24 protein-coding genes are annotated in these 23,527 nt (G+C 67.3%); 2 read left to right on the top strand and 22 right to left on the bottom strand.

The features are described from left to right. The first annotated feature begins 22 nt into the window (after positions 1 to 22). Positions 23 to 1,447 carry a PhoH family protein gene (locus tag BM272_RS12755; protein ID WP_093429186.1) on the top strand — a complete coding sequence of 475 codons (1,425 nt, stop codon included), beginning with the start codon at positions 23 to 25 and terminating at the stop codon, positions 1,445 to 1,447. Between the two features lie 3 nt (positions 1,448 to 1,450). Here BM272_RS12755 and BM272_RS12750 read toward each other — a convergent pair whose 3' ends face one another. The 5 genes from BM272_RS12750 to BM272_RS12730 are packed head-to-tail and all read right to left on the bottom strand — an operon-like array spanning position 1,451 to position 7,662. Then, positions 1,451 to 2,608: an aldo/keto reductase gene (locus BM272_RS12750; RefSeq protein ID WP_093429185.1), complete on the bottom strand. Its 1,158-nt coding sequence runs from the start codon at positions 2,606 to 2,608 to the stop codon at positions 1,451 to 1,453. A gap of 40 nt (positions 2,609 to 2,648) precedes the next feature. Beyond that, positions 2,649 to 3,833 carry an acetoin utilization protein AcuC gene (locus BM272_RS12745; protein ID WP_093429184.1) on the bottom strand — a complete coding sequence of 395 codons (1,185 nt, stop codon included), beginning with the start codon at positions 3,831 to 3,833 and terminating at the stop codon, positions 2,649 to 2,651. Between the two features lie 2 nt (positions 3,834 to 3,835). Then, on the bottom strand, positions 3,836 to 6,364 hold the full coding sequence (locus tag BM272_RS12740) for a nitric oxide reductase activation protein NorD (RefSeq protein WP_399349889.1): 2,529 nt from the start codon (positions 6,362 to 6,364) through the stop codon (positions 3,836 to 3,838). 1 nt (position 6,365) lies between these two features. Further along, a complete protein-coding gene (locus BM272_RS12735) occupies positions 6,366 to 7,232 on the bottom strand; it encodes a CbbQ/NirQ/NorQ/GpvN family protein (RefSeq protein ID WP_093429182.1) in 867 nt (288 codons plus the stop codon). A 28-nt stretch (positions 7,233 to 7,260) separates the two neighbouring features. Continuing rightward, a complete protein-coding gene (locus BM272_RS12730) occupies positions 7,261 to 7,662 on the bottom strand; it encodes a hypothetical protein (protein WP_093429181.1) in 402 nt (133 codons plus the stop codon). Between the two features lie 376 nt (positions 7,663 to 8,038). Between BM272_RS12730 and BM272_RS12725 the strand changes: the two genes are divergently transcribed. Further along, positions 8,039 to 8,359, top strand: coding sequence for a hypothetical protein (locus BM272_RS12725; protein WP_093429180.1), 321 nt, complete (start codon positions 8,039 to 8,041; stop codon positions 8,357 to 8,359). 41 nt (positions 8,360 to 8,400) lie between these two features. On the opposite strand, the gene BM272_RS12720 is transcribed toward BM272_RS12725, so the two are convergent. The 17 genes from BM272_RS12720 to BM272_RS12640 form a co-directional block, all read right to left on the bottom strand. Then, positions 8,401 to 8,787, bottom strand: a complete 387-nt coding sequence (locus BM272_RS12720; protein WP_093429179.1) for a hypothetical protein — start codon at positions 8,785 to 8,787, stop codon at positions 8,401 to 8,403. 107 nt (positions 8,788 to 8,894) lie between these two features. Further along, complete coding sequence (locus tag BM272_RS12715) at positions 8,895 to 9,881, bottom strand: lipoyl protein ligase domain-containing protein (protein ID WP_093429178.1); 987 nt, start codon at positions 9,879 to 9,881, stop codon at positions 8,895 to 8,897. A gap of 21 nt (positions 9,882 to 9,902) precedes the next feature. Beyond that, entirely contained in the window at positions 9,903 to 10,328 is a 426-nt protein-coding gene (locus tag BM272_RS12710; RefSeq protein WP_093429177.1) for a hypothetical protein, read from the bottom strand. A 165-nt stretch (positions 10,329 to 10,493) separates the two neighbouring features. Further along, positions 10,494 to 11,405, bottom strand: a complete 912-nt coding sequence (locus BM272_RS12705; protein WP_093429176.1) for a hypothetical protein — start codon at positions 11,403 to 11,405, stop codon at positions 10,494 to 10,496. Between the two features lie 74 nt (positions 11,406 to 11,479). Next, positions 11,480 to 12,874, bottom strand: a complete 1,395-nt coding sequence (locus BM272_RS12700) for an OmpP1/FadL family transporter (RefSeq protein ID WP_093429175.1) — start codon at positions 12,872 to 12,874, stop codon at positions 11,480 to 11,482. Between the two features lie 355 nt (positions 12,875 to 13,229). Beyond that, positions 13,230 to 14,387, bottom strand: coding sequence for a radical SAM protein (locus BM272_RS12695; RefSeq protein ID WP_093429174.1), 1,158 nt, complete (start codon positions 14,385 to 14,387; stop codon positions 13,230 to 13,232). 69 nt (positions 14,388 to 14,456) lie between these two features. Then, positions 14,457 to 15,521: a geranylgeranyl reductase family protein gene (locus BM272_RS12690; protein WP_093429173.1), complete on the bottom strand. Its 1,065-nt coding sequence runs from the start codon at positions 15,519 to 15,521 to the stop codon at positions 14,457 to 14,459. Continuing rightward, positions 15,521 to 16,624, bottom strand: a complete 1,104-nt coding sequence (locus BM272_RS12685) for a lipoate--protein ligase family protein (RefSeq protein ID WP_093429172.1) — start codon at positions 16,622 to 16,624, stop codon at positions 15,521 to 15,523. The genes BM272_RS12690 and BM272_RS12685 overlap by 1 nt, the downstream gene beginning before the upstream one ends. Further along, positions 16,621 to 17,793 carry a radical SAM protein gene (locus BM272_RS12680; protein WP_093429171.1) on the bottom strand — a complete coding sequence of 391 codons (1,173 nt, stop codon included), beginning with the start codon at positions 17,791 to 17,793 and terminating at the stop codon, positions 16,621 to 16,623. Before BM272_RS12680 ends, BM272_RS12685 begins: the two co-directional genes overlap by 4 nt. Before the next feature lie 134 nt (positions 17,794 to 17,927). Next, a complete protein-coding gene (locus BM272_RS12675; RefSeq protein ID WP_093429170.1) occupies positions 17,928 to 18,365 on the bottom strand; it encodes a glycine cleavage system protein H in 438 nt (145 codons plus the stop codon). Positions 18,366 to 18,410: 45 nt separating this feature from the next. Continuing rightward, the gene (locus BM272_RS12670; RefSeq protein WP_093429169.1) at positions 18,411 to 18,809 is read right to left on the bottom strand and encodes a DsrE family protein; all 399 of its coding nucleotides are present in this window, start codon (positions 18,807 to 18,809) and stop codon (positions 18,411 to 18,413) included. Positions 18,810 to 18,818: 9 nt separating this feature from the next. After that, positions 18,819 to 19,265: a biotin/lipoyl attachment domain-containing protein gene (locus BM272_RS12665; protein ID WP_093429168.1), complete on the bottom strand. Its 447-nt coding sequence runs from the start codon at positions 19,263 to 19,265 to the stop codon at positions 18,819 to 18,821. Between the two features lie 70 nt (positions 19,266 to 19,335). Continuing rightward, positions 19,336 to 20,247, bottom strand: coding sequence for a CoB--CoM heterodisulfide reductase iron-sulfur subunit B family protein (locus BM272_RS12660; protein WP_093429167.1), 912 nt, complete (start codon positions 20,245 to 20,247; stop codon positions 19,336 to 19,338). Continuing rightward, a complete protein-coding gene (locus tag BM272_RS12655; RefSeq protein WP_093429166.1) occupies positions 20,240 to 20,956 on the bottom strand; it encodes a 4Fe-4S dicluster domain-containing protein in 717 nt (238 codons plus the stop codon). The genes BM272_RS12660 and BM272_RS12655 overlap by 8 nt, the downstream gene beginning before the upstream one ends. A gap of 27 nt (positions 20,957 to 20,983) precedes the next feature. Next, the gene (locus tag BM272_RS12650) at positions 20,984 to 21,826 is read right to left on the bottom strand and encodes a hypothetical protein (protein ID WP_143613285.1); all 843 of its coding nucleotides are present in this window, start codon (positions 21,824 to 21,826) and stop codon (positions 20,984 to 20,986) included. Continuing rightward, complete coding sequence (locus BM272_RS12645; protein ID WP_093429164.1) at positions 21,801 to 22,850, bottom strand: CoB--CoM heterodisulfide reductase iron-sulfur subunit A family protein; 1,050 nt, start codon at positions 22,848 to 22,850, stop codon at positions 21,801 to 21,803. Before BM272_RS12645 ends, BM272_RS12650 begins: the two co-directional genes overlap by 26 nt. A gap of 5 nt (positions 22,851 to 22,855) precedes the next feature. After that, positions 22,856 to 23,527, bottom strand: a 672-nt coding sequence (locus BM272_RS12640; RefSeq protein ID WP_275886943.1) for a heterodisulfide reductase-related iron-sulfur binding cluster, incomplete at its 5' end; no start/stop codon positions are given.

The raw sequence follows: 23,527 nt of genomic DNA, 5'->3' as shown, positions 1-23,527 counted from the left end.
GCCGGCCAGTGAAGGTGCGATCTTGACCCGACACGAGTCCGAGGGCCGGCGGCTGTTCGTGCTGGACACCAATGTCCTGATGCACGACCCGACCAGCCTCTTCCGCTTCGATGAGCACGATATCTTCCTGCCCATGGTGGTGCTGGAGGAGCTGGACAACCACAAGCGCGGCCACTCCGAGGTCTCGCGCAACGCCCGCCAGGCCAGCCGCTTCCTGGACGAACTCATGGGCGCCGCCGACGGCGACATGGCCGAGGGGATCAGCCTGGACGCCATCCGCCCGCGCGGGGCCAACGGCGAGCCCGACGCCACCGGCGGCGGCCACGGCCACCTCTACTTTCAGACCGAGGTCCGCGCCAATCCGCTACCGGAGAAGCTGCCCGGCAACAAGCCGGACAACGACATCCTCGGCGTGACCCTGGCGCTGTGCGAGGATCTCCCCGACGCCGATATCACCGTCGTCTCCAAGGACATCAACCTCCGCATCAAGGCGGCGGTGCTCGGCCTGCGCGCCGAGGACTACTTCAACGACCAGGTCCTGGAGGATGTGGACCTGCTCTACAGCGGTCAGAAGGAGCTGCCCGCCGACTTCTGGTCGCAGCAGTCCGGCCGCGAGCTGGCCTCCTGGCAGGAGGAGGGGCGCACCCTCTACCGCGTCACCCACCCCGTGGCCCGGGAGCTCCACCCCAACCAGTTCATCTGGTCCCCCGGCGAGGAGGGCCCGGAGGGGGTCGTCCGCCGGGTCGAGGGCGAGACGGTGGAGTTCGAGCTGGTCCAGGACCACGGCCATACGCCGGTCTGGGGGATCCGGGCGCGCAATCGCGGCCAGAACCACGCCCTGAACCTGCTCATGGACCCGGAGATCGACTTCGTCTCCCTGGTGGGCCAGGCGGGGACCGGCAAGACCCTGCTGACGCTGGCCGCCGCCCTCACCCAGACCCTGGACGAGAGCCGCTACTCCGAGGTCATCATGACCCGGGTGACCATCCCGGTGGGCGAGGACATCGGCTTCCTCCCCGGGACCGAGGAGGAGAAGATGGGCCCCTGGATGGGGGCGCTGCGGGACAATCTGGAGGTCCTCTCCGAGGGCAACGACGGCGGCAGCTGGGGACGCCAGGCGACCAACGACGTCCTCATGAACCGCATCCGGGTCCACTCCCTGAACTTCATGCGCGGGCGGACCTTCCTGAACAAGTTCGTCATCATCGACGAGGCGCAAAACCTCACCTCGAAGCAGATGAAGACCCTCATCACCCGCGCCGGGCCGGGGACCAAGATGGTCTGCCTGGGCAACGTCGCCCAGATCGACACCCCCTACCTCACCGAGACCACCTCGGGGCTCACCTACGTGGTGGACCGCTTCAAGGACTGGGAGCACGCCGGCCACGTCACCCTAGAGCGCGGCGAACGCTCCCGCCTGGCCGACTTCGCCTCGGAGAACCTGTAGCGCCTACTCGGCCTTCTGGAAGAGGCCCAGGAAGCCGGAGCGCTCCATGGGGGGGCGGGCGGCGACGGCGAGCATGTCGGCCAGGTGTTCCGGGTTGCTCATGCCCACCAGGCTGGTGCCCAGGCCGGGGGTGGAGCGGTTGAACTGGAGCGCGCGCTGGGCCGGGTTGGGCAGCTCCGCCAGGGCCTGGGTGACCACGTCCACCGACTGCTGCCCCAGGTGGCCCTTGAGCATGGTGTGGCTGCTCATCATGTAGACGCCGAGCTGGTGGGCGGCCTGCAGGGTCGAGGCGACGTTGCCCTGGCCGGTGGCCTGGTTGAAGCGGGTGAAGCCCTCCAGCATGACCTGGTTGAAGGGCATCTGGGCGATGAGGAAGTGGTGGCGGGTATCATCGGCGCCGGTCACCGCCTGATACGCCTTCTCCGCCAGCCCCTGCAGCGAGGTCAGGGACTGGAAGAGCTGGTGGTCGGTCTCCACCCGGAAGCCCTCGAAGGTGGAGATCCCGTAGTAGCGCAGCCGCCCCTCGGCCACCGCCCACTCCAGGACCTCGAAGACCTTCTCAAGCTTCTGGTTGACCTGCTCCTTGCCGATCTCGGGGATGTGGACCTCGGGCTGGTCCACCATGAAGGCGTCCAGGGTCTCCACCCCCATGAGGTTGCGGGAGAGGTCGAGCTGGTACTCGATGTACTCCGGGCTCAGGCAGTGGGGGGTCTGTTCGGCAATGTCCTCCGCCCGGCCGCGACCGGGGCCGACGATCTCCTCCTGGATCCAGGCGTCGCGGTCCTCCGGCGGGCCACCCCGGAAGGTCAAGAAACCGCCCTTGCTCACCAGGAACATGGCCTCGCGCGGGATCCCGGCCAGGTTGGCCTGCCGGATCCCGGCGCCCACCGCCGCCAGGGCGCGGCCGTAGCGGTAGTGGGCGCCGGTGTCGACGACGTTGATGCCACCACCGAGCGCCTGGGCGACGAGGGTCGCCACGGCGGCGTCGGTGGCCGCATCGGCGGCACCGGGGAAGGTCCCCACGCCCAGGGAGGAGAGCTGGATCTTCGTCTTCAGCAGGTCGCTGAAGTGGCCCTCGGCCACGTCGTCGGCCCGGGCCTCGGCGTAGTCGCGGGTGCCCTGGGGGGTGGCGTGTCCCGGAATGGGCGCGGTCTCGGTCATGTTCGCTCCTCCTCGTTCTTGTCGGGCAGTTCCGCGGCCGCTACGCCCCGCGCAGCAGCGGATGATCGCGCAGCAGGCCCTCCACGGCGGCCTCGACCTCGGGCCGTAGGGGGCCGGAGAGGTCCGGGTCCAGGCGGCTCTCGAAGAGCCCCGGATACCACTCCTCGTCCTCGTCCATGTCCCAGTCCACCTCGGCCAGCAGCTCGCGCCCGGATTCCGGCAGCGCCTCGGGCAGCTCGCGGCCGCTGAGGATGGCCCAGACCCCCGCCCAGCAGCGCGCCAGCACCAGCGGGTGGTAGCCGCCGCCACCCAGGGCCAGCAGCTTCGGCGTGCCGTCCGGGTGGCGCGGGCTGGCATCGCGGATGGCGGTCACCGCCTCCAGGAAGGTCTGGGTGGAGACGGTGAACTTGCCCAGCGGATCGGGACGCAGGATGTCGGTCCCCGCCTGGAGGACCACCGCGTCCGGCGCGGCGGCCTCCACCACCCGCGGCCAGAGGGTGTGGAAGGCGTGGCGGTATTCGGTGTCGTTGAGCTCCCGCGGCAGCGGCAGGTTCACGGCGTTGCCGTGGACGCCGGTATCCGTCGCCTGGCCGCCGGCGAAGGGATAGGCGTAGCCGGTATCCATGTGCAGGGAGCAGGTGACCACCTCGGGGTCGTCGGCAAAGGCCATCTCCACGCCGTCGCCGTGATGGGCGTCGATGTCGATATAGAGCACCCGCTTCCCCGCCCGGCGCAGCCGCTGGATCCCCATGACCGGGTCATTGAGGTAGCAGAAGCCGCGCGCCTGGTCGGGGCGGGCGTGGTGCATGCCGCCGGCGGGGTTGAAGGCCATGCGCCCGGCCAGGACCTCCTCCGCCCCCTGGATACTGGAGCCGGTGGCCACCGCGGGGGTGGAGAAGAAGCCGGGGAACCAGGGGTTCTCGAAGTTGCCCAGGTTGTGCTGCTCGCGGAAGCGGTGGGGCACCTTGCCCAGGGCCTCGCAGCGCTGCAGGGCGAGGATGTAATCCCGGGTGTGGAAGCCGGTGAGCTCCCGGTCCGAGGCCTTGCGACCGATGAGGTACTCCCGCTCCTCGTCCAGGGCGCCGTAGGCCTGGATGAGGTCGATGGTCAGGGAGACCCGCGGGATCCCCAGGGGGTGGTTGTCGCCGTAGGAGAAACGGCGATAGCGCGCCGCCCCGATGAGCGTGGCCTTCCCCGCCGGAATGGGTTCGCCGCTTGCCGCCATGGTCACTTGCGCAGCCGCAGGTAGATCTCCGGCAGCCGCGCCGGCAGGTCATCGACGTAGTCGATGATCAGGTAGTGGCCGGGGCCGAAGATGGTGGGCAGGTACTCGCCCCCGGCGGGGTCGAGGGTGATGCAGAAGGGGTGGATGCCGGCATCCACCGCCTCCTTCACCGCCATGCGGGTGTCCTCGTGGAGGTAGCGCGGGTCGCCGCCGTCGTCGTAGTCCGCCGGGCGGCCGTCGGAGAGGATGAGCAGCAGCCGCCGCCGAGCGCTGGCGCCGTCGAAGGCGCGCACGGCGTGGCGGATGGCCGCCCCCATACGCGTGGCCAGGCGCCCGGAGAGGCCGGCCAGGCGGGCGCGGACCCCGGCGTTCAGGGGATCCTCGAAGCCCTTGATGGGGTAGTAGCTCACCGCATCCCGGTTCTTGGAGGCGAAGCCGGCGATGGCGCAGGGGTCCCCCACCTCGGCCAGCGCCTCGGCGAAGATGAGGGTGCCGGCGCGCAGCCGGTCCACCACCCGCCCCTCGCCGTCGCTGGTGTTGGCCATGATGGAGGTGGAGAGATCGGCCAGGAGCAGGACGGCGGTATCCCGGTGCTGCGGGGCCCGGCGCTGGTAGACGTGGGGCCGGGGCGACATGCCGGCGCGCTTCTCGCTGACGTACTGCAGGGTCGCCTCCAGGTCCAGCTCGTCACCGTCGAACTGGCGGCGCAAGGGTGCCGGCCGCTGGGGCCGCTGGAGTTGGAGGGCACGGCGCAGGCGCTTGAGGACGTTGTCGTGGCGCGCCATGAGCGGGGCGATGTCGGCCTCGTCCCCGGGCTCCAGGTCGCGCTCGTGGACCCGGGCCCAGTCCACCTTGTAGCGGTTCTCGCGGTAGTCCCACTCGGGGTAGGCGCGGCCGCCGAACTCCGCCTCCCGCGCCAGGCCGCGGCCGACCACGTGGGCCGGCTGCGGGATCCCGACGCCGATGCGCCCGCCGGTGCCGGAGGTCTCCTCCGGGGCGATGTCGAGGTCCGGGTCGCCAGAGCCCTCCTTGGGGGTCTCCGCCTCGCGCTGCTCCTGCTTCTCCTTGGCCTCCTCGGTGGCCTCGGCGCCGTCGGAGTCGTCCTCCTCGGCGCCGGGGACCCGGGGATAGACCGGCCGGGCGGCGTTGGGCGCGCGGCCGGGGAGGTAGGCGTGGGGGCGCTGCTGCAGGGTCAGCGGCGGCAACCGTTCGTCATCCAGCTCGCCGTAGAGGGCCAGGGCGGTGTCAAAGCTGTCCACCAGGCTGGCCCCGGGCGCCAGGAGCGCCGCCAGCCGCGGGTCCAGCTCCCCCTCGCCCAGGCTGGCGGCCAGGGTGGCGCGGGCGTACTCGAACCAGGGGCCGGCCGGCCCCGCCGGGGCCTCGGCACGCTTCGCCCGGCGCAGCAGGCGGCGGCGGTAGTTGGGGATGATGGAATCGATGCGGGCATCCACCCGGAGGTCCTCGCAGAGGTCGAAGAGGACGCCGAAGCGGACCAGGTCATCGCCAAACTCCGCGAACAGGGGCCGCCAGGTGATCCGCTGGTGGTCGTCCACCGGCGGGTGTTCGGTGCCGCGGCGCTGGAAGAGCGCCTGGATGGCGTCGTAGTCGTAGGTGCCGAAGGCGAGGTGGCCGGTAACGTGCTCCACGGCGAGGATGGCGGCCTCGTGGTCGGCCATGACCGCCGGCAGGTAGAGCCGGGCGCCGTCGGTCTCGGCGCCGGGATTGGGATCGCCGGGGCGCCAGCCGCTGTCCTCGATGAGGAGCTCCTCGCCGAACCAGCCCTGGGCCAGGAGCTGGTAGAGGCGCAGGTGGTCGCGGATGCGCTCGCCGGGGACCACCTCCAGCAGCATGGCCCGGGACTCCTCGCTGTCCAGCCGGAACCAGGACTCGCCGCGCTGGCGCCCGGCCTGGAGGACGTCGGCGCCGCGCCGGGCCCACTCGTGGACGCCGTCAACGCCGATGAGGTCGCGGACCTTGAGCGCCCCCTCCAGGTAGCTCCCCAGGGCCATGCGGCGCTCGGCAAAGAGCGCCTCGGCCGGCGCCATCAGGGCGTGGATACCGGCGGGCCCGCCCTCCCCGGCCAGGGTGCGGAAGTCGGTGGTGAAGTAGGCCACGCCGCTGTCCACGTGGCGCTCCAGCCAGGTGTGGCCCAGGTCGAACCAGCTGGCCTCGCCCTCGCGGCCCCAGGCGGCGAAGACCGCGCCCACCTGCCCCATGAAGCCCTCCAGGGCCTTCCAGGCGCCGCGCCAGCGGGTGAAGATCCGCGCCTGCTCCACCCACTCGTCGACGCAGCCGGCCTGCTCCACCACCGTCGGGGTGTTGCGGATGAAGGCCTTGCCGGCGTCGCGATCGTGGAAGAAGAGCTCCCGCGCCGCCTCCAGCCAGCGACACTGGACGAAGGGGCCGTACGGCTCCACCGCCGGGAGGGCCTCCTTGCTGTCGCGGTGGGCGACGAAGGAGATGTCCTCCAGGTGGGCGAGGATCTCCTGGACCTGGAGGAGGGCGTCCTCCTCGGTCCGGGGATCAGGGATCTCAGCCATGGCCCTCGGTGGCGCCGTCGTCGAAGTGGGCGTTGAGGATCTCCTCCAGGGCGGCGGCCAGCTCGGGGTCGTCGGTCACCGGGGAGACCATGGCCACGCGGCAGGCCTCCACCGGCTCCAGGCCGGCGCTGATGAGCTGGCCGGCGTAAGTGAGCGCCCGGGTGGAGGTGGCCTCTTCCAGGCCGTGGTCCTTGAGGGTACGGGCGCGCCGGCCGGCGGCCACCAGCCGCTCGGCCATGGTGCGGTCCACGCCGGCCTCCTTCTCCACGATCTCGCATTCCACGGCTTCGCTGGGGTAGTCGAACTCCAGCCCGATGAAGCGCTGCTTGGTGGAGGGTTTCAGGTCCTTGAGGACGGTCTGGTAGCCCGGGTTGTAGGAGATTACCAGCATGAAGTCGGGGTGCGCGGTGATGACCTGGGACTTCTTGTCCAGCGGCAGCTCGCGGCGGTGGTCGGTGAGCGGGTGGATGACCACCGTGGTGTCGGTGCGCGCCTCGACGATCTCGTCCAGGTAGCAGATGGCGCCCTCCTTCACCGCGCGGGTCAGCGGGCCGTCCTGCCAGACCGTTTCCTCGCCCTCCAGCAGGAAGCGGCCCACCAGGTCGGAGCTGGTGAGATCCTCGTGGCAGGCGACGGTGACCAGGGGGCGGCCGAGCTGGTTGGCCATGTACTCCAGGAAACGGGTCTTGCCGCAGCCGGTGGGGCCCTTGAGCATCACCGGCAGGCGCTTTTCCCAGGCGGCGCGGAAGACGCGCTCCTCCCCGCCCTGGACGGCGTAGAAGGGGGCGTCGCCCTCCTCGCCCGGCTTCTGCACGGCGTCACGCTCGACGCCGCGGAGGCGGTCGATGATCTGCTTCATTCCGGATCTCCTTTGGCTGGCTCGCCGCTCAGACCAGGTAGCCGGCCTGCTCGGCCCGGCTGCGCAGGTAGAGATAGAGGTGGCGCGCGGTGCGCACCGCCATGCGGCCCGCTTTCTCGGGCAGGGCGTCGCGGCGGTCCATTTCGAGGCAGTTATGGTAATAGATGAGTTCGCGGACGTTGTCGCGGACGGCGTTCAGGGAGGGCTCGCCCTTCACGAAGGCCTTCTGGATGTCCAGGAGTTCGCCGTCCTCCGGGAGTTCCTTGCCCTCCCGGGCGGCATAGGAGCGCAGCAGCTCCTCCACCACGTCCATGGCGCTGGGCAGGACCTCGGCGACATCCAGGTCCGCATCCTCGTTGATGCGCTCTTCCAGCTCGGCGATAGTCTCGTCGATGCCTTCCAGACGTTCGGTAAAGGTTTCGGAATCCATGGTGCTCCCTGGAGATTGGGGGCCTTGTTCGGGGTGACGGGGTGGGGTGCCCCCTGGCGGGGACGCCGTACATACGTCCATGTAGGCTCCACGACAGCATCCCTGCTGTCGAGGCCCCGCCAGGGGCCACCCCACCCCGTCACTGCGATTCGTTAGACCGCTTCGTGGCGCCCGCTGCGGGTATCCGCCGGCCGCGGGATTGGTGTATATTGGAATGCGATTATACTCTACCGCAAAGGTCGGGGATAGCCGGGATGGACCCTAGCGGTCCGCCGGGGCCGGGAGTCGGGCAGGGCTCCCCGGGACCCCTCCCGGCTGCCCGGCCCCGCAAAGCCACCAACGAGACGCACAAGCGCGTTCCAAGGCAGGAGTGGACATGTCCAGCATCATCAAGCTCGTCAGCGTGAACAACCTGGAATACAACGCCAACCGCGACCCGCAGGTCTATCGCCGGCCGGTGGGCGAGAACTTCCGCATCCAGGCCCGGCTCGAGGGCTCCGGTACCGCCAAGGCGCAGTTCGAGGTCGGCGGCGAGGTCAAGTGCGAGAAGACCGTCTCCCTCCCCGGCAAGTTCGACTGCCAGGTGAGCTTCGACGAGGCCGGCACCCGCATCGGCTCGCTGGTGGTCGAGGCCAACGGCGCCACCGAGACCCGCGACATCCGCCTGGATGTCGAGGAGTACGCCTGGATCGGCTGATCGGGCTCGGGTAACCCGACCCGGCGCTCCCGCCGCCTTCACTATCCCCAGTCGTACTGGCCGGTGAAGGCGGAGACCACCTCCCCCACCTGATCCCGCTCGAAGAAGCGGTCCGCCCGCTCCATCTTCAGCTCGTCCTGCAGACCCCGATCGCCCCCCAGCGCGATGACCGGGACATTGACCATATACTCCCGCCGTAGCAGTCGAACGGTCTCCACCGGGTCGAAGGCGGCCGCCTCGTCGGCGTCGAGGATCAGGAAGCGGTGCAGCAGGATGTCATTCCACTCCCCCACCTGCTCCAGGTCGCTCACCGGGACCGGTTGCCAGTCTTCCGGGGTGACGGCGCGTGCCGCCTCCACTAGGGTGTCGTCGGTGGTCATGAGGATGTAGCGCTTCTGCAAGCGCTCCTCGATGGTCGGTTCGGGCATGGTGCTCTCCTCTATCCGGTTACAGACCCCGGGGCGACTTCACGCTCCGGTGGCGAGGCCATCGAGGTTCCCGCCTGCGCGGGAACGACGTAACTTCCCTGCCCGGGTTACCGCTCCCACCCCGCCAGCCGGAAGACCGGCTCGGCGGCGGCCTGGGCGGCCCGGGTGAGTGATCGCTCACCGGGCAATACGGAGGCGCTCGGGGCCTTCCCCTCCCAGGCCGGCAACGGCTGCTCGTCGGCGGTGGACGCAGCGCGGGCGATGAGGCCGTCCCGCAGGACCAACCGCACGCCTCCGGCCTCTACCAGGTAGGTGCGATGGTTCACCTTGATGCCCCCGGGCAGGCGGGAGGGTTCGTCGGGGTCGAGGTCGTCCGCCTCGGCGCGGACCTCCTCCTCTTCCTCCCGGATGTCGTCCTGTTCGGCCGAGGTGGGGTTGTCGGCCACCCACGCCACCCCGAGACATCGCCCCAGCTCCCGCGCAAGCACGGCATCGGCCTCGGTCGCGGGCGGGCGCGGGGCGTGGTCCTCCCAGGTACTCAGCCCGGCGGCCAGCTCCCGGGCGAGCCAGCGGCGGTAGCCGGCGGAGGGGGCAGCCACGGCGCGCGCAAAGCGGCGAACCGGCAGCCGCCAGAGCAGGGCGGCGCCGAGGATCCAGGTTCTGCCGAGGGTGGCACTGCCGGTGCCGACGACCTTTCGCCCGGCTACCCAGACATCCCGTCCCACCACCTCGGCCGGCAGACCGAAGGCGCGGTGAGTGGCCGCCAGGGCCTCGAGAATGGCCTGCTCCGCTTCAGCCCGGTGGCTATCGCCGCCCGGGAGGCCGATGAAGACCGGGTGTTGATGGCCGTCCACCCAGACGGCGCCCCCACCCAGGGGCCGGCGCCAGGGGCCCCGGCCATGGCGACGGCAGGCGGCAAGGTCGGCCTCCCCGGCCGCCTGAGTCGCACCCAGGGAGAGGTGGCCGCTGGCCGCATCGGCCCGGACCACGAACGGTGCCCCTCCTGCCGGCTGGGCCCGGGCGAGGCCGGCGTAGGCGGCGTGCAGGGCCGCGGGCTCCAGCGCGCCCAGTTCCAGCCAGCGCCCTCGGCTCATGGGCAGCGAACGGCGCCGGCGTCAGCCCTGGTCGCCGCTGGCCTGCTCCTCGCCGTCCTTGGGCTTGTAGAACTTGGAGAAGTAGAAGTCGCGCTCGTTGAGGGCCTGGTAGAAGGCCACGCGCTCCTGAAAGCCCTCTTCCATGATCCGGATGAGCGCCTCGCCCTGCTCGGAATCGACGATGTGGATGGCGCCGAGGATGTCCATGCCGGAGCCATCGGTATCGAAGGTCATGACCTTCTCGGCCAGCGGCTCGGGGAAGTCGCAGTGGACCAGGAAGGACTTGGTATCCTCGTCCAGCGGGTCCAGGGGCTGGATGGTGAGCTTGCCCAGCCAGGCCAGCCGCGCCACCTGGTTGAACTGGTTGATATCGAACTTCTTGCCCTTGCGGTACTTGTTGAGCTCGTTCTTGATGTCGCCGACGTCGGTGAGCTTCACGGACTTCATGGGGCCTCCTGAACGGGCGATGCCCGCCTGATTCACGATGGCCCGAATTCTGGAGAAAATTGGTCGGAAATGGAAGGGGCGGGATTCCCCCTCTCGGAGCAGGAAGGACCGACCCGGGAGCGGCCCCGGGTCGGAACCGCCGGCTGGCACCGGCGGAGCGAGCGCCTACTCGCCGTGCTCGACCACCGCGGTCAGCGCCTCCTCGATGGCGCCCGGCGCGGGCCGGATGGCCATGAAGCTGTTGTCCCCCATCATGGAGAGGTCGGGGAAGTTCATGGCGATGCGGAACTTGGCGTGCAGCGCCATCACCTCACCCTCGTTCACCAGCACCTCGTAGGGCAGATGGGGCGTGTGCTTGAGTTCGGCGAAGTCGATCTTGTCCATGACGTAGGCGTCGCCGCCCTTTCCGGCACCCTCGCCGAGGGCGACGCCGAAGAGGACCTGGTCCCGGCCGGGCAGGTCGATGCGATAGACCTCGCTGGTGTCGCCGGCGCCGGCAGCCAACCCGGCGGCCACGGCATCCACGGCCTGCTGGTGGCTGTCGAACTCGCCCAGCTCCCACGCATCATCGAAGTAGGGCATGAAGGCCATGTAGTGGTACTCGCGCAGGTCCTCGGCGGTAAGCTCCTGCTCGGAGCCGAAGGTCTGCTCCCGGCCCAGGGCCTCTTCCAGCTTGCTGGCGGCGCCGCTGAGGTCGGACTCCAGGCGGTAGGCGTTGGCCAGGTAGACCGGGTTGGTATAGCTCACCTGGGTCCCGTTCTCCGTGGGGGCAACGCCGATGCGCAGCGCGGCGGCATAACCCCCGTACTCGGTGGCTGCGGCCGCCTCCTGGAGCGCGGGATGGGTCACGGCGATGACATGGGTATCGCCATAGGGGTTGTACCGGCCGGCGACACGGAAGCCGGCCTCCTCCACCGCGGCGATGGCGTTGTCGGCGGCCTCGGCCACCGGGCCGGCATCGCCATCGGCGAGGATGAAGGGCTTGAGATAGGTCTCCTCGGCGGCGGCCGTGGCACTGACGCTGCCAAGGCCGACGACGAGCAGGGGCGCCACCAGGCGCCGTAGGGTCGTGCGCATGGGAATCTACTCCGGAATATTCGTTGACGACGGTGAAATGCCCGGGGCGGGGGTGCCCCGGGCCGCTCGGTTACCTAGAAGCGATAGCCGAGGTTGATGCTATAGGAGGTCTCTTCGAGGTCGATCTTGGTTTGCGAATCCTCGCCGAACGAACCCTGGTAAGACTCCGGGATATCGCCCTTACCGGTCACCGAGTTGTTGGCGGCCTTCATGTAGGCGAAGGACGCTTCCCAGCGATTATTAAACTCATAGGTCGCACCGAGGGTCAGGTGCGACTCAGTCATCGCCGGAAGGAGGATGTTCGAGAAGACGTCTTCCTCGCCAATGGGTGCCTCAGCATAATTGTAGCCGGCCCGCACATCGAGATCGGAGTTGACCGCGTAGTCGACGGCCAGGGCATAGACGGTCTGGTCATCCCAACCCGGATCCATGGCGGCATTCCCATCGGCATCGCCCCCGACTCGCGTCCTGAAGTCCCCCTTCACTGCAAGTTCATCCATCGTATCCGACCAGTTGATCCACTTCACGTCGGCGGCAACGGTCAGGGCCTCCATCGGTTGAACCTTTACACCAACCGCGAACTGCTGCGGGAAGTCCAGGCCGAGTTTATAAGTACCGTCTCTGGAGTAAACCCTGTTACCGGCGCCGTCCGGGAAAGCGGAGATGTCACCATCACGCAGCTGATATTCAAGATCGCCGAACGATTGCTTACTCTTGTAATTTGCGCCTACGGTCACCATGTCGTTGATCTCGTAAAGAGCACCGAGGGTAAACCCGTAACCAAAAGCATTGGCAGTCCTGCCAAGCAGGAAGCTGGAATTTAGCGGACCTGGCGCAGTCCCTGTATCGCCGGTAATGCGCTGCTGGAAACCAACCGACTGATAATCGATATTGAGGGAAGCACCGAGCTTGAGGTCGTCGCTGGCGCGCCAAGCGAGGGACGGCGCCATCTGCCAGAAAGTGATGGCGCTGTACCCACTAAAATCGACATTTGTATGCCCAGCTGCGGAGCCCGGGGCGAAATTGCCACGGCCGTAGTCGACGCCCAGGCCCGACGTGCCATACATACCACCACCGAAGTAGAGGTCGGAACCCTCGGAGGTCGGAGCCGTCCAACCGATGGCGGGAACACCGTAAAGCTCGGCCTCACTCTTAATGGCCTCACCATTTTCCGGGCTGGTACCCATCTTGTTCTTCGTGAAGTCCGCCGTGCGCTCCGGCATGAAGGCTTCCATGGAGAAGTCGGCGCGGCTGCCGATGGCGGCCATGCCGGCGGGGTTACTGATGGCGGTCATGGCGCTCTTGGGAGCGGCAGTGACGGCACCGGCCATCCCCTTCTGGTAGGCGCCGACGCCGATGAGCTGGTAACCGTTGGTGGCCGAGGCGGTGGCCGGTAGCGCCAGGGCGACGGCCGTGGCGGCGGCGACGCTGCCGATCTTCAGGGTCCCTTTCATCATTTTCTTTTCCATCTTGCATGCTCCTCTCGCATTCGTGGGGGCCCGTTCACGACTTAAACAAGTTAGTACGTTGTTATATTCGGGCCGATTCCGACTATTGCGGAGGTGGCTTTGGGTGTCAAGAAAATTTTCCCGGCACAACAGCAATTTAGAACATTACCGATCAATTATTAAAGGGAATGGCTGCAGGCTTTCCCGGATCCTTGATCCTCATGTAGGAGGCCGCCTACGAGAAGACGGTCGGGAGGTCGATTTTCCAATGCCGTACGAAAGACGCCCCCGACCCCGAGCGGCAAGAGACCGGTCGGGGTCGGGGGCGTCGGGCTGTCCATCCGGGCCCTCTGCGGGGGCCCGTCAGCGCCTGGACTCAGTCGTCCAGGTCTACCTCGGGATCGAGGGTGCCAATGTCCTCACCGGCCATCTGGCGACGGACGTAGCCCACGTCCTTGCTGTTGAGGGCGAAGGGGAAGGAGAGGATGTCCATGGGGCTGGAATCGCCGTAGGGGCGATTGCAGGCGGACACCTCTTCGTCGTCCTTGCCGGGGCAGCCGGAGGTCTGGAAGGGCTTGCCGGAGCTGATGAGCGCCTCGACCTCCTCCTGGGGCATGCCGTAGTCGACGATCTGGCCCTCTTCGTTGAAGCCCATGTGGTCGAAGTGGCCGCCGGCGTAGTCGATGATGAAGCGGCCGAGCTGGACACGGCGCCACTGGCCGCGGTCCACCGGCTCCCAGTCCTCCATCATGGAGCCCTGCTCGGGGAAGAAGGCGAACATGTGGTTATGGCCGCCCATGTCCTTGATGCGCTGGCAGACCTCGAGGATCTCCCGCTCGGTCTCGCCCATGCCGCAGATGAGGTGGGCACCGAACTTCTCGGGGCCGAAGATCTCGGCGGCCCATTCCAGCGCCTGCCAGTAGCCCGCGAAGGTGTGGGGGCTGTCCACCGCCTTGCCACGGGTCTGGTCGAAGATCTCCGGGGTCACGGCGTCCAGGGCGACGGTAAAGATGTCGGCGCCACGGTCACGCAGTGCCACCAGGTCGTCGTACCCGAGGGTGGTCGGGTTGGAGAGGATGGAGACCGGGATGTGCGGTACCTCGGCCACCCACTTGTCCAGCAGCTCGAAAGTGTCACCGTCGGACTTGGGGTGGGTGATCTGGGAGATGCACATCCGCTGGAACTGGCCGTTGTCCTCGCCGTTCTTCACCTTCTCGATGATTTCGTCGTACCGGGCGGTGGGCCAGTCGACGCGGATGAAGTTGCGATCGGCGTAGTCGCGGTTCTCCTCGCGATGGCGCGCCAGGCCGCAGTAGGCACAGTTGGCCCGGCAGCCCTCCTGGTAGGTGACCAGGAGGTTGAGGCAGTGGGTGCAGGCCGTGCGGTGCATCTGGCCCGGCACCAGGCCCAGGCTGATGGCCGCCGCCTGGGACATCTGCACATACTCCGGCGACTGCATGTCCGGGGTCTTCACGTTGTAGTCGGGACGGTAGAAATTCACCGGCGCAACTGCTTCATCGGCTCGAACGCTCATGCTCCTGATCCCCTTGTGGTCTATCCCGTTCGTGGTCGTATCCCGGGCGCGGACGTCCCGGCGGCCGCCTCAGGCGGCAAAATACTCGTCGAAGGCGATCCAGCCGCGACGGAGGTTGGCATCCTCCGAAGCCGCAGGAGTTCGCCAGATCCGGTCCAGCTCCTGGCGACGCGCAACCCCTCGCGCAACGCTGGTCTCGAACTGGTCCCGAACATCTTCCTCGTAATCCTCCAGCGCCTCGTCGTCCCCGTCCAGCCAGGCGGCCGCGGCCTCGCCGGCCCGCTCGCCGGAGACCACCCCAGCCGCGATCCCGGCGCCGGTAATGGGGTGGGTCAGGCCGGCGGCGTCGCCCACCAGGAGGAGCGGGCCGTCGAGCACCAGGTGCTCGCGCAGCCCGCCCACCGGGATGGCGCCACCGGTGCGGCCGAGGATCTCCTCGCCCACCAGACCCTGCTCCACCAGATGGGCGTGGAGCTCTTCCAGCGGCGTCTTGAGATCGCGATCCACGGCTCGATCGATCCCGAGCCCGATGTTGGCGACCCCGGCGCGCGGGAAGAGCCAGCCATACCCCCCGGGGAATTCATCGGAGAGCCAGATATCGGTGTCCGGGTACTCCGAGAGCAGCGGCACCGTGTACTGGCGCGTCTGCACCGTGCGCTGGGGCGGCACGCCGGCAAATCTGGCGCTGGGGGAATGGGGGCCGTCGGCGGCCACCAGGACGCCGAAGCCGACCTCGGTCTCGCCGCTCTCGTCGGCGATGGTGGCCCGCCGGTTGGCCGGGTCCAGGTCGACCAGGCGGGTGGCCGAGCGCAGCTCGGCGCCGGCGGCCCGGGCGCGCTCGGCGATGGCCTGGTCGAAGGCTGCCCGGTCGATCATCAGGCCGGGGAACTCCGACTCTGCCACCTCGCCGGAGGGCAGCGCGGTCTTCATACCGGTGATGGTCTGTTGCAGGACGCCTTCACCCTGGGCGTAGCGGCCCATGGGCCGCGGGATGAACTCGGCGCACTGGACCGGCTCGCCGATGACCCGGTTGCGCTCGATGGCCAGGACCTCCCGGCCGGCCTCGGCCGCCGTGGCCGCCGCGGAGGCGCCCCCGGGACCGAGACCGATTACCAGGACGTCCACCTGCCGCATTACTCCCCCTGAGCCCGGGCCGTATCCCCGCCCTCGTCCTCGAGCTGCTCGAGGGCAAGACCAATGGCGCGGATGAAGTCGTCCCGCTGGAGCTGGAGCATCTCCACCGGGTAACGGTCAAAGAATTCCGAAACCGTCTGTTCGAAGCGGTCCACCGGGGTGTCCTTCATCGCCCCTTCCAGGTCCAGGACCATGCGGCGGGGGTTCACGAAGAAGTCCCCGGTGAGCCAGACCTGCTTGATCATGTTCCGGTGGCGGTCCACCCAGACCGACGCCCGCATGAGCCCGCCGTCGCCGCGGTAGACCCCCTCCACCGTCGGGGTATCCTCGGTGGCGCGATCGGTCTGGTAGACCCAGTCGTCGGTGTCGATCTCGGCCAGCGCCTCGCGATAGAGCTGGTCCTCGCGGGGCAGCAGGATATCGGTCTCCTGAAGCTCCACGTCGAAGGCCTCGCCAATGGCGTTGGAGAGGTGGTACTTCACCGCCTCCATGGAGGGAGACTCGCCCAGCAGTGTCTTGAGGTTGGCGACCCGGTCCTGGGCGTGCTCGATGGCCTTGTCGCTGAGCTTCTCCGCCGGGATCTGGAGGACGCGGAGCATCCGCTCGACGTCGAAGTCCACCAGGAGCGTGCCCTGATAGATGATGGACTCGCCATCGAAGGCGCCGCCGGTCCCGGAGATCTTGCGGCCGTCCACCTCGATATCGTTGCGTGGCCGGAAGTGGGCGTCCACGCCCAGCCGCCGCATCCCGTCGGCGGCGGCGGTGCAGATCTTCTCGGCAATGACGCCCATGTCGGCGGTGCCCAGGCGCTGCTTGTTCAGGAAGAGCTCCCAGCCGATCTGGGTCTGGTCGAAGTAGAGCGCCCCACCCCCGGTGATCCGCCGCTGGATCTCGATGCCGTTGTCGCGACAGTAGTCCTCGCGCAGCTCCTGGCCCACGCTCTGGTGGAAGCCGAGGAGCGCCGAGGGCTCGAACTGCAGAAACCGCAGGGTGTGCGGCGCCTCACCCTCCTGGTGCGCCTCGAGGATGGCACGATCCAGCGCCATGTTCTCCGCCGCCCGGCGGACGCCGGTGTCGATGACGCGCCAGGTCTCGGTGCTCATGCGCAGCACCCTCCTCCACCACCGGCCGCGTTGACCACCTGGATCCCGCCCAGGCTGCCGGCCTGGCGGGCCAGCTCGCGGCTACGCCGCTCGTGCTCGATGACGGCGTTAACGTCGATGTCCAGCCCCGGATCCTTCTCCAGGGCCATGACCTCGTCACCCACAGCGATGGAACAGCAGGCCGGTGTCACGCGGACCGGGCGCTCCAGCCGGGCGGCGAGCTCGACCATGCCATCCGCCGGATGAGCGATGCCGTTGAGGCCCGCCATGACAGCGTAGGTGTCGATCTGGCTCTTGGTCTCCCCCGGCGGCCGGGCGCAGCCGAGCAGGAGGGGCGTCTCGCCTAGCGCCTCCCGGGCGTCCATGAAGAAGCTCCCCACGGCACCCGCATCCGGCGTTACGAAGGGGCGGCTGTCCGGGGCGTAGAAGGGCATGACCACGACCAGCACCACGGCGTCCGGCGTATGGCGCTGGAGCATCTCCAGGGCGTTCCACTCGCCGAGCAGGTGGCCGTAGTGGAGCCCGGCCACGATATGGGGGACCACCTTCATGTTGGTCTTGTTGACCAGGGTCTCGAGGGTCTGCTCGAAGTCGTCCACCGAGCGACGCAGGTGGTAGACCTGGGTAATGGTGTCCTGGGCGCCGATGACGTCCATCATGGCCGCATCGATACCGGACTGCTCCATGCACTTCGCGGCATCCTCGTCCACCAGCGCGGTGTGGCAGGCGATACTGAAATCCGGGAACTCGTCCTTGATGCGGCGAATGGTGTCGTAATAGGGGCCGTAATGAACCTCGTTCTGGTGGTCGGAACCACCGGTGAGGAGCATTCCCTGAGCGCCGTCCTCCACCAGCTCGTTGACCGTGCGCCAGAGGTCCTCGGGGGTGCGGGCCGGGATCATCGGCTCGAGGATCTTGGCCTTGCAGTGGTCGCACTGGAGCTTGCAGTCGCCGCCGGTGATGGAGACGGCCGGCCACGAGCTCTTGCCGCAATCGGCGATCTCGGAGGTCTGGTAGGCCTTGAAGGTCGGCGTGTAGAAATTGATGCCGTGGGCCTCGCGCCCGGGCAGACGCTGCCAGCGCGCGGCCATCTCGTCGATGAGCCCGTCATCGACGGAAAGGTCTTCCAGCGCCTCGATGCGCCGAACGGTATCGATCCACTCGCTCATGGGGCCACCCTATGTCGAAGAACGCGCGCCCGAAAATTGCCCGGGCGCGCGCGTAGGAATTCGGTTGGCCGACCCTTGCGGTCGGCGTGGCGGGGCTGGCCGGAGCCAGCTCCCGCCTGCGGGCCAACGCGGAGTTAGCAGCCGCCGAAGCCGTCGGCTTCCATCTTGGACTCGAAGCCCGCCAGGGCGTCCTGACCGGTCTTCAGGTCACCGCTCTCGCCGTCCCAGTCGTCCGGCTTGATCTTGACCAGCCAGCCATCGCCATAGGGGTCCTTGTTGATCAGACCCGGGTTACCGGCAACCGCCTCGTTGGTCTCGGTGACCTCGCCGCCGACGGGGGTCTTCACCGGACCCACCCACTTGCCGGACTCCACGGTGGCGCAGGACTTGTCCTGCTTCACCGACTTGCCGACCTTCTTGGGGGTGTAGGAGACGATCTCGCCGGCCAGGTTGGCCGCGTACGAGGTCATGCCAACGGCCACGGTGCCGTCGTCCTCACGACGCACCCAGACGTTGTTCTCGATGTTGTAATGCAGGTCCTCCGGAATCTCGCATCCGCGAACGGCACCCATTGCTTTCCTCCTTAAATGTTTAACGCTTTGAAATTGTCCGGTGTTCTAGAACGTGATCACCTTGTCACTGGAGAGGATCAGGTCGGCGAGCACGCCGCCACCGGAAACCTCGTCCACCTCGTCGATGATATCCCTCTCCGGGTCGATTTCATATCCCGGAAGGGCCGGGCTGCAGAGATGGAGCTCAACCCCGGCACTCCGGGCGTCCCGCATGAACTCGATGACGTACTTCCCGCCCTCCATGGCCTGGAGACTCTCCGGCACACCGCGCTGGCAGAGCCGGACACCTTCCATGGTGAAGAAGATACGAACCTCCGCGTCCATGGATGAGAGGATCGAACCGAGGTAGAAGGGGGTCGCACACCGCTGGGGGGTGCTCGGCCCGCTGGTCATGACGATGATGACCGATTGCTCGTCGTTATCGAGATAGAGGTCTTCGTTCATCGTGGGACCCTAGCGGATATTCCGCTCACAGTGGATATCCTCTTCGCGGGCACGCTGGCAGTAGCCCTCTCGGGCTTCTTCGCCCACCTTGAGGTCGGCGAGCGCCGAGTCGGGACCGTTGACCGGATTGACCCGGGCGATCCAGGCGTCGTACGGCTCGATATTGAGCAGGCTCGGATCTTCCAGCGCCTCCTCGTTCCCTTCGAGGATCTCGCAGTCGAAGACGTTGGGGACCGGGCCGGCCCACTTCCCCGACTCGATGGTCGCAACCGGCTTACCCGACGGACGCCGGGTACCGGGACGACGAACACGAAGGGTCAGGATCTTGCCGGCGATGGTCTGCGAAAGGTCGGTCATACCGACCGTCAGGGTCCCGTCCTCCTCTCGACGAACCCAGATCTGGTACCCCTCGTCGTAGTAGAGTTCCGGGCGGAACTCGCAACCGTTGCACTCCATCCCCTACCCCTGTCGGATACTGCAGGTCCTCGCCGGGGCCTAATGGCCCCGGCGCCCGGATGGCCTCCGCTTAGGCGACGCCGCGCTCCTTGAGCAGACCCATGGAGTCGCTGACGTTCTCGTGGATACCGAGCTTCCGGGGAGACAGGCCGAGGGCGAGGCCCAGGAGCTGGGTGAAGTACAGCACCTTCACGCCGGTCTGGATCCCGAATTCGGTCTCGGCCCGCACCTGGTGCATCTCCAGCCCGGTATGGCAGGTCGGACATTCCGTGGCGATGACCTCGGCGCCGGCATCCTCGGCGGCCTGCAGCAGGTTCAGCACCAGCTGGGTCGAGGTGTCCGCATCGGAGAGGGTGTGCGCCCCGCCACAGCAGGCGGTCTTCAGCGGAAACTCGACATTCTCCGCGCCGGCGGCACCCAGGAGATCGTCCATGAAGTGCGGCTGGTAGCTGGACTCGGAGCCCTCGCCCTGGTCCTTCTCCGGGAAGATCTGCCGCGGCCGGGTGTACATGCAGCCGTAGTAGTTGGCGATCTTGATACCGTTGAGGCTCTTGTTCATCCGGCCCTTGATACCCTCGGGGCCGAGTTCCTCCATGAGCCACTCGAGCAGGTGGACCGTACGGACATCACCCTTGTAGACCGGGTCGTCGGACTTCTTCGCCAGATCCTGGACCGTATTCATGGTCTCGTCGGAGGTGGCGGTCTCGTACTCGGCCTTCTTGAGGTTGTGATAGCAGCCGTTGCAGGGGGCCATGACGGTATCGAAACCCTGCTGCTCGGCCGCAATGGCCATGACGCGCGAGGAGAGATAGGTCTGCAGCATGGGGTGAACGTTCTTCACCTCCATGGCGCCGCAGCAGTTCCAGTCGCTGACGTCCTCCATCTCCAGGCCGAGCTTCTTGACCAGCGCCCGGGTGGAGCGATCGTAGGGACCGCCCGTGCCCTCAAGGGCGCAGCCGGGATAGTAAGCAACCTTAGCCATGAGCGGCCTCCTTCTGTTCCTGCACGTACTGCTTGAGGACGTCACCAGTGCGGCCCCAGGACTTGGTCTTCGGCCGGAAGACCATGTTTAGGCCGGAGTTGATGCCCATCTTCACCGGCAGATGCTTCATCAGCCGCTTGCCGAACTCGATGACCCAGCCCTGGAAGAGGGACTGCTTGGTCTTCTTGAAGAATTCCATGAGGACGTGGGTGTCCTCGATCCGGCCACGCTCCTCGATCTGCTCCCAGAAGACGTGGTCGAAGGTTGTGGAGGGCTTCTCCTCGGTGATCCCCTCGTGCTCCATCCAGTGCGCCAGGGCCTTCATCACGCCCTCGGGGCGGACGTCCTTGGGGCAGATGTTGGTGCACTTGTTACAGGAGACGCACTGCCAGATGATCTCCTTGTCCTTGATGATCTCGTCCTTGAGGCCGAGCCGGGTCAGGTAGATCCAGTAGCGCGGATTGAAATCGGTGTTCAGCGCATACACCGAGCAGGAGTTGGTGCAGGAGCCGCACTGCCAGCACCGATGGACGTTCTCGCCCCCGGCGTAGGCCTGGATGGTCTCCTCGAACTGGTCGTCGTAGTCCGTCAGGGTCCGGGGCGCAATCATGGTGTTCCAGTGCCCCGAGACATCGACGCCGTCCACGACCAGGGAGTCGTGGGTCAGCAGTCGATCGTCATCGATCAGTGACTTCTCGTGAATCGCCATGTCTGTCTCCGCGATCGAAGTGCAGTCTTAGTGCACGGTCTCGTTTTGTTCCGGTTCCTGGCGCTGGGGCCCCGCATCGATGCCCAGGAGCTTGCGCGCCGGCTCGGTGGGGTCATCATCCCCGCCGAACTCGGACTTCATCAGCCCCATGGAGCTCGACATGGCCCGCATGTAATCCGCGTAGGCCCAGGCCAGCACCAGGTCCACCAGGTAGGGCAGGTCGCGATAGAAGCCCTGGCCGGTGAGCAGTTCGGCGATGCCGGAACGAATCCCCTCGTAGGTCCCCGGGTCCGAGCCCAGCGGGATCTCCGTCATGGTGTCGTTGCCGGCGATGAACTCCCGCGCCGATCCGCTAACCGTGTTCACATCCCAGACCCAGCGGGTCATCAGGGGATAGCGTTCCGGGTCGCGGAAGTGCAGGAGCTCGGCGCCGAAATCCGCCGCCGCCCGGCGGGCCTTCTTGTCCTCGGCAACCGGGAAGGCCTCGACGAAGGCCGCCATCCGGTCGCCGAGTTGGCCGCGGCCGTGGATCAGCTCGCGGACCGCGCCCACCAGGGCCTCCTGGTCCATGGACGCCACCACCGGCCGCAGCCGGCGGCGGGACGGGAAGACGGTCTCCAGCAGCGTGGTGACCGCCGCCACGTCCATGGTATCCAGCGCCTCCGGGGTCAGCCCCCGGGCGAAGAGCTGATGCTTGGTCTCGATGGCCTCTACGAAGGCCTCGAGGCCGCCGTGATCATTCACGGCCTCCATCAGCTGCCCCACCTTCAGGGCAAGGATGTTCTCGTCGAACGACACCTCTAAGGTAGTCGGCTCGACGACCTCCTTGCCGGAGGCGTTGCCCTTAGCTTGCCTGTTGAACCAGAGCATTCAGGTCCGAAACCGCACGCAGGGCAGCCGAACGGCCCTGGGAGATCGAATCGTCGATGGTCTCCGGGCCGAGGGCCGCGCCGGCCACATAGATCCCCGGCCGCGTCGAGCCGTTGGTGTTGGTGTAGTGCTCGGAGCGGTCGAGGTAGCCGTGCCGCTCGAGGCCGACACCAAAGACGCGACTGATCTCGGGGTTCTCCTCGTTGGGATCCATGCCGATGGCGTGAACCACGATGTCGAAGGGGATGACGATGGGCCGCTTGACCAGCGTGTCCTCGCCCTTCACCAGGAGACGACCGTCGTTGGAGCGCGTCACCTCGGCGATACGCGCCTTCACGAACTTGGTCTTGAACTCCTCCTGGGACTTCCAATAGAACTTGTCCTCGTAGAGGCCGAAGGTCCGGATGTCCATGTAGTAGATGAACACCTCGGTCTCCGGGGAGATCTCCTTGATCTCCATGGCCAGGTTGGTGGAGACGGTGCAGCAGATCTTGGAGCACCACTCCCGCCCGATCTGGCGATCACGAGAACCGACGCAGAGCAGGATGGCGACCCGCTCCGGCACGCGGCCGTCGGAGGGGCAGGACACCTTGCCGGCAGTAATCATCTGCTCGGCCTGGGTCGTGGTAATCACGTCCTCATAGGTGCCAAAGCCCCACTCCGGCTTGTTGATGGAATCGAAGTGGGTAAAGCCGGTACCGAGAACCACGGAGCCGGCCTCAACGGTCTCGCCGTTGGACAGGGTGGCCGTGAAGCTGCCGGCCTCGCCGTCGAGCTTGGACACCTTCGTGCCCTTGTGCACGGTCACGCCGTTGTCGTTCTCGACATTGCTGACCATGCGACCAATCGCGTCACTCGCCCATTCGCCGGAGGGAACCAGCTTGCCGTAGCCGGAGAGGATGGGGGCGCCACCAAGGACGTCCTCCTTCTCCACCAGAACGGCCTTCTTCCCCGCCGCGGTCACGCCGGACGCCGCAGACAGCCCCGCCGGGCCGCCACCTACCACCAAAACCGTGTCTTGCATCACGCTTAGCCTCCAATCGCCAGTTCGGGGTTGTATAGATATTCGATGTTCCCCGCTTCAACTTCTTTGAGATACGCCTCGAAGTCCTTCTTGGCGTCCGTCCAGCTGATGCCCATCTTCTCGACGAGCTCCTCGCACGGCGAGGCGTGCCACTGCAGCTGCACAATCTTGAACGGGTCCGCACCACACGCCAGCGCCGCAAACTGCACATCCGCCATGATGGGCATGCTGTACGCCTGCTCGTGCGCCTTGCCGATCCACTGGTTCTTGTCCATGGTCGTGATACAACCCGTATCAATCCCCAGCATCACGTCCGCCTGCGCCTCCTCGCGCGCCACCCGGATCTTGCGGTCCATGGTGAAGCTGCGCGTGAACTCGCGCTCGGAAATGATGTGCCGGAATCCGAAACCGCAGCAGTCGTACCACGTGGAGTAGTCAATGAGCTGCGCACCCATCGCCTGGACCAGCGAGGAGCCCGGCGCGGTGCGGTTGCCGCCCATGACCTCCGGGTCGTAGATGGCATCCTCGTGCACCATCTTGTAGTAGTGGCACGCCGCATGGACCGTCGCCCGGATGTGCGAGATGTCCTTGGTCTGCAGCTCCGAGGCAATCCGGTTGCGCATGACGTGCACCCACTCGGAGTAGTGGATGACCTCTTCCGGCAGCACGATCTTGCC

It is taken from the genome of Thiohalospira halophila DSM 15071, assembly GCF_900112605.1.
Taxonomy (GTDB): domain Bacteria; phylum Pseudomonadota; class Gammaproteobacteria; order Thiohalospirales; family Thiohalospiraceae; genus Thiohalospira; species Thiohalospira halophila.
This window is presented reverse-complemented; position numbering and strand designations above follow the sequence as displayed.

What these genes read in the sequence shown, in the direction of transcription:
- BM272_RS12750 (WP_093429185.1), bottom strand. Translation starts at nt 2,608, where the DNA reads ATGACCGAGACCGCGCCCATTCCGGGACACGCCACCCCCCAGGGCACC.
- BM272_RS12745 (WP_093429184.1), bottom strand. Translation starts at nt 3,833, where the DNA reads ATGGCGGCAAGCGGCGAACCCATTCCGGCGGGGAAGGCCACGCTCATC.
- BM272_RS12735 (WP_093429182.1), bottom strand. Translation starts at nt 7,232, where the DNA reads ATGAAGCAGATCATCGACCGCCTCCGCGGCGTCGAGCGTGACGCCGTG.
- BM272_RS12730 (WP_093429181.1), bottom strand. Translation starts at nt 7,662, where the DNA reads ATGGATTCCGAAACCTTTACCGAACGTCTGGAAGGCATCGACGAGACT.
- BM272_RS12725 (WP_093429180.1), top strand. Translation starts at nt 8,039, where the DNA reads ATGTCCAGCATCATCAAGCTCGTCAGCGTGAACAACCTGGAATACAAC.
- BM272_RS12720 (WP_093429179.1), bottom strand. Translation starts at nt 8,787, where the DNA reads ATGCCCGAACCGACCATCGAGGAGCGCTTGCAGAAGCGCTACATCCTC.
- BM272_RS12715 (WP_093429178.1), bottom strand. Translation starts at nt 9,881, where the DNA reads ATGAGCCGAGGGCGCTGGCTGGAACTGGGCGCGCTGGAGCCCGCGGCC.
- BM272_RS12710 (WP_093429177.1), bottom strand. Translation starts at nt 10,328, where the DNA reads ATGAAGTCCGTGAAGCTCACCGACGTCGGCGACATCAAGAACGAGCTC.
- BM272_RS12705 (WP_093429176.1), bottom strand. Translation starts at nt 11,405, where the DNA reads ATGCGCACGACCCTACGGCGCCTGGTGGCGCCCCTGCTCGTCGTCGGC.
- BM272_RS12700 (WP_093429175.1), bottom strand. Translation starts at nt 12,874, where the DNA reads ATGGAAAAGAAAATGATGAAAGGGACCCTGAAGATCGGCAGCGTCGCC.
- BM272_RS12695 (WP_093429174.1), bottom strand. Translation starts at nt 14,387, where the DNA reads ATGAGCGTTCGAGCCGATGAAGCAGTTGCGCCGGTGAATTTCTACCGT.
- BM272_RS12690 (WP_093429173.1), bottom strand. Translation starts at nt 15,521, where the DNA reads ATGCGGCAGGTGGACGTCCTGGTAATCGGTCTCGGTCCCGGGGGCGCC.
- BM272_RS12685 (WP_093429172.1), bottom strand. Translation starts at nt 16,624, where the DNA reads ATGAGCACCGAGACCTGGCGCGTCATCGACACCGGCGTCCGCCGGGCG.
- BM272_RS12680 (WP_093429171.1), bottom strand. Translation starts at nt 17,793, where the DNA reads ATGAGCGAGTGGATCGATACCGTTCGGCGCATCGAGGCGCTGGAAGAC.
- BM272_RS12675 (WP_093429170.1), bottom strand. Translation starts at nt 18,365, where the DNA reads ATGGGTGCCGTTCGCGGATGCGAGATTCCGGAGGACCTGCATTACAAC.
- BM272_RS12670 (WP_093429169.1), bottom strand. Translation starts at nt 18,809, where the DNA reads ATGAACGAAGACCTCTATCTCGATAACGACGAGCAATCGGTCATCATC.
- BM272_RS12665 (WP_093429168.1), bottom strand. Translation starts at nt 19,265, where the DNA reads ATGGAGTGCAACGGTTGCGAGTTCCGCCCGGAACTCTACTACGACGAG.
- BM272_RS12660 (WP_093429167.1), bottom strand. Translation starts at nt 20,247, where the DNA reads ATGGCTAAGGTTGCTTACTATCCCGGCTGCGCCCTTGAGGGCACGGGC.
- BM272_RS12655 (WP_093429166.1), bottom strand. Translation starts at nt 20,956, where the DNA reads ATGGCGATTCACGAGAAGTCACTGATCGATGACGATCGACTGCTGACC.
- BM272_RS12650 (WP_143613285.1), bottom strand. Translation starts at nt 21,826, where the DNA reads ATGCTCTGGTTCAACAGGCAAGCTAAGGGCAACGCCTCCGGCAAGGAG.
- BM272_RS12645 (WP_093429164.1), bottom strand. Translation starts at nt 22,850, where the DNA reads ATGCAAGACACGGTTTTGGTGGTAGGTGGCGGCCCGGCGGGGCTGTCT.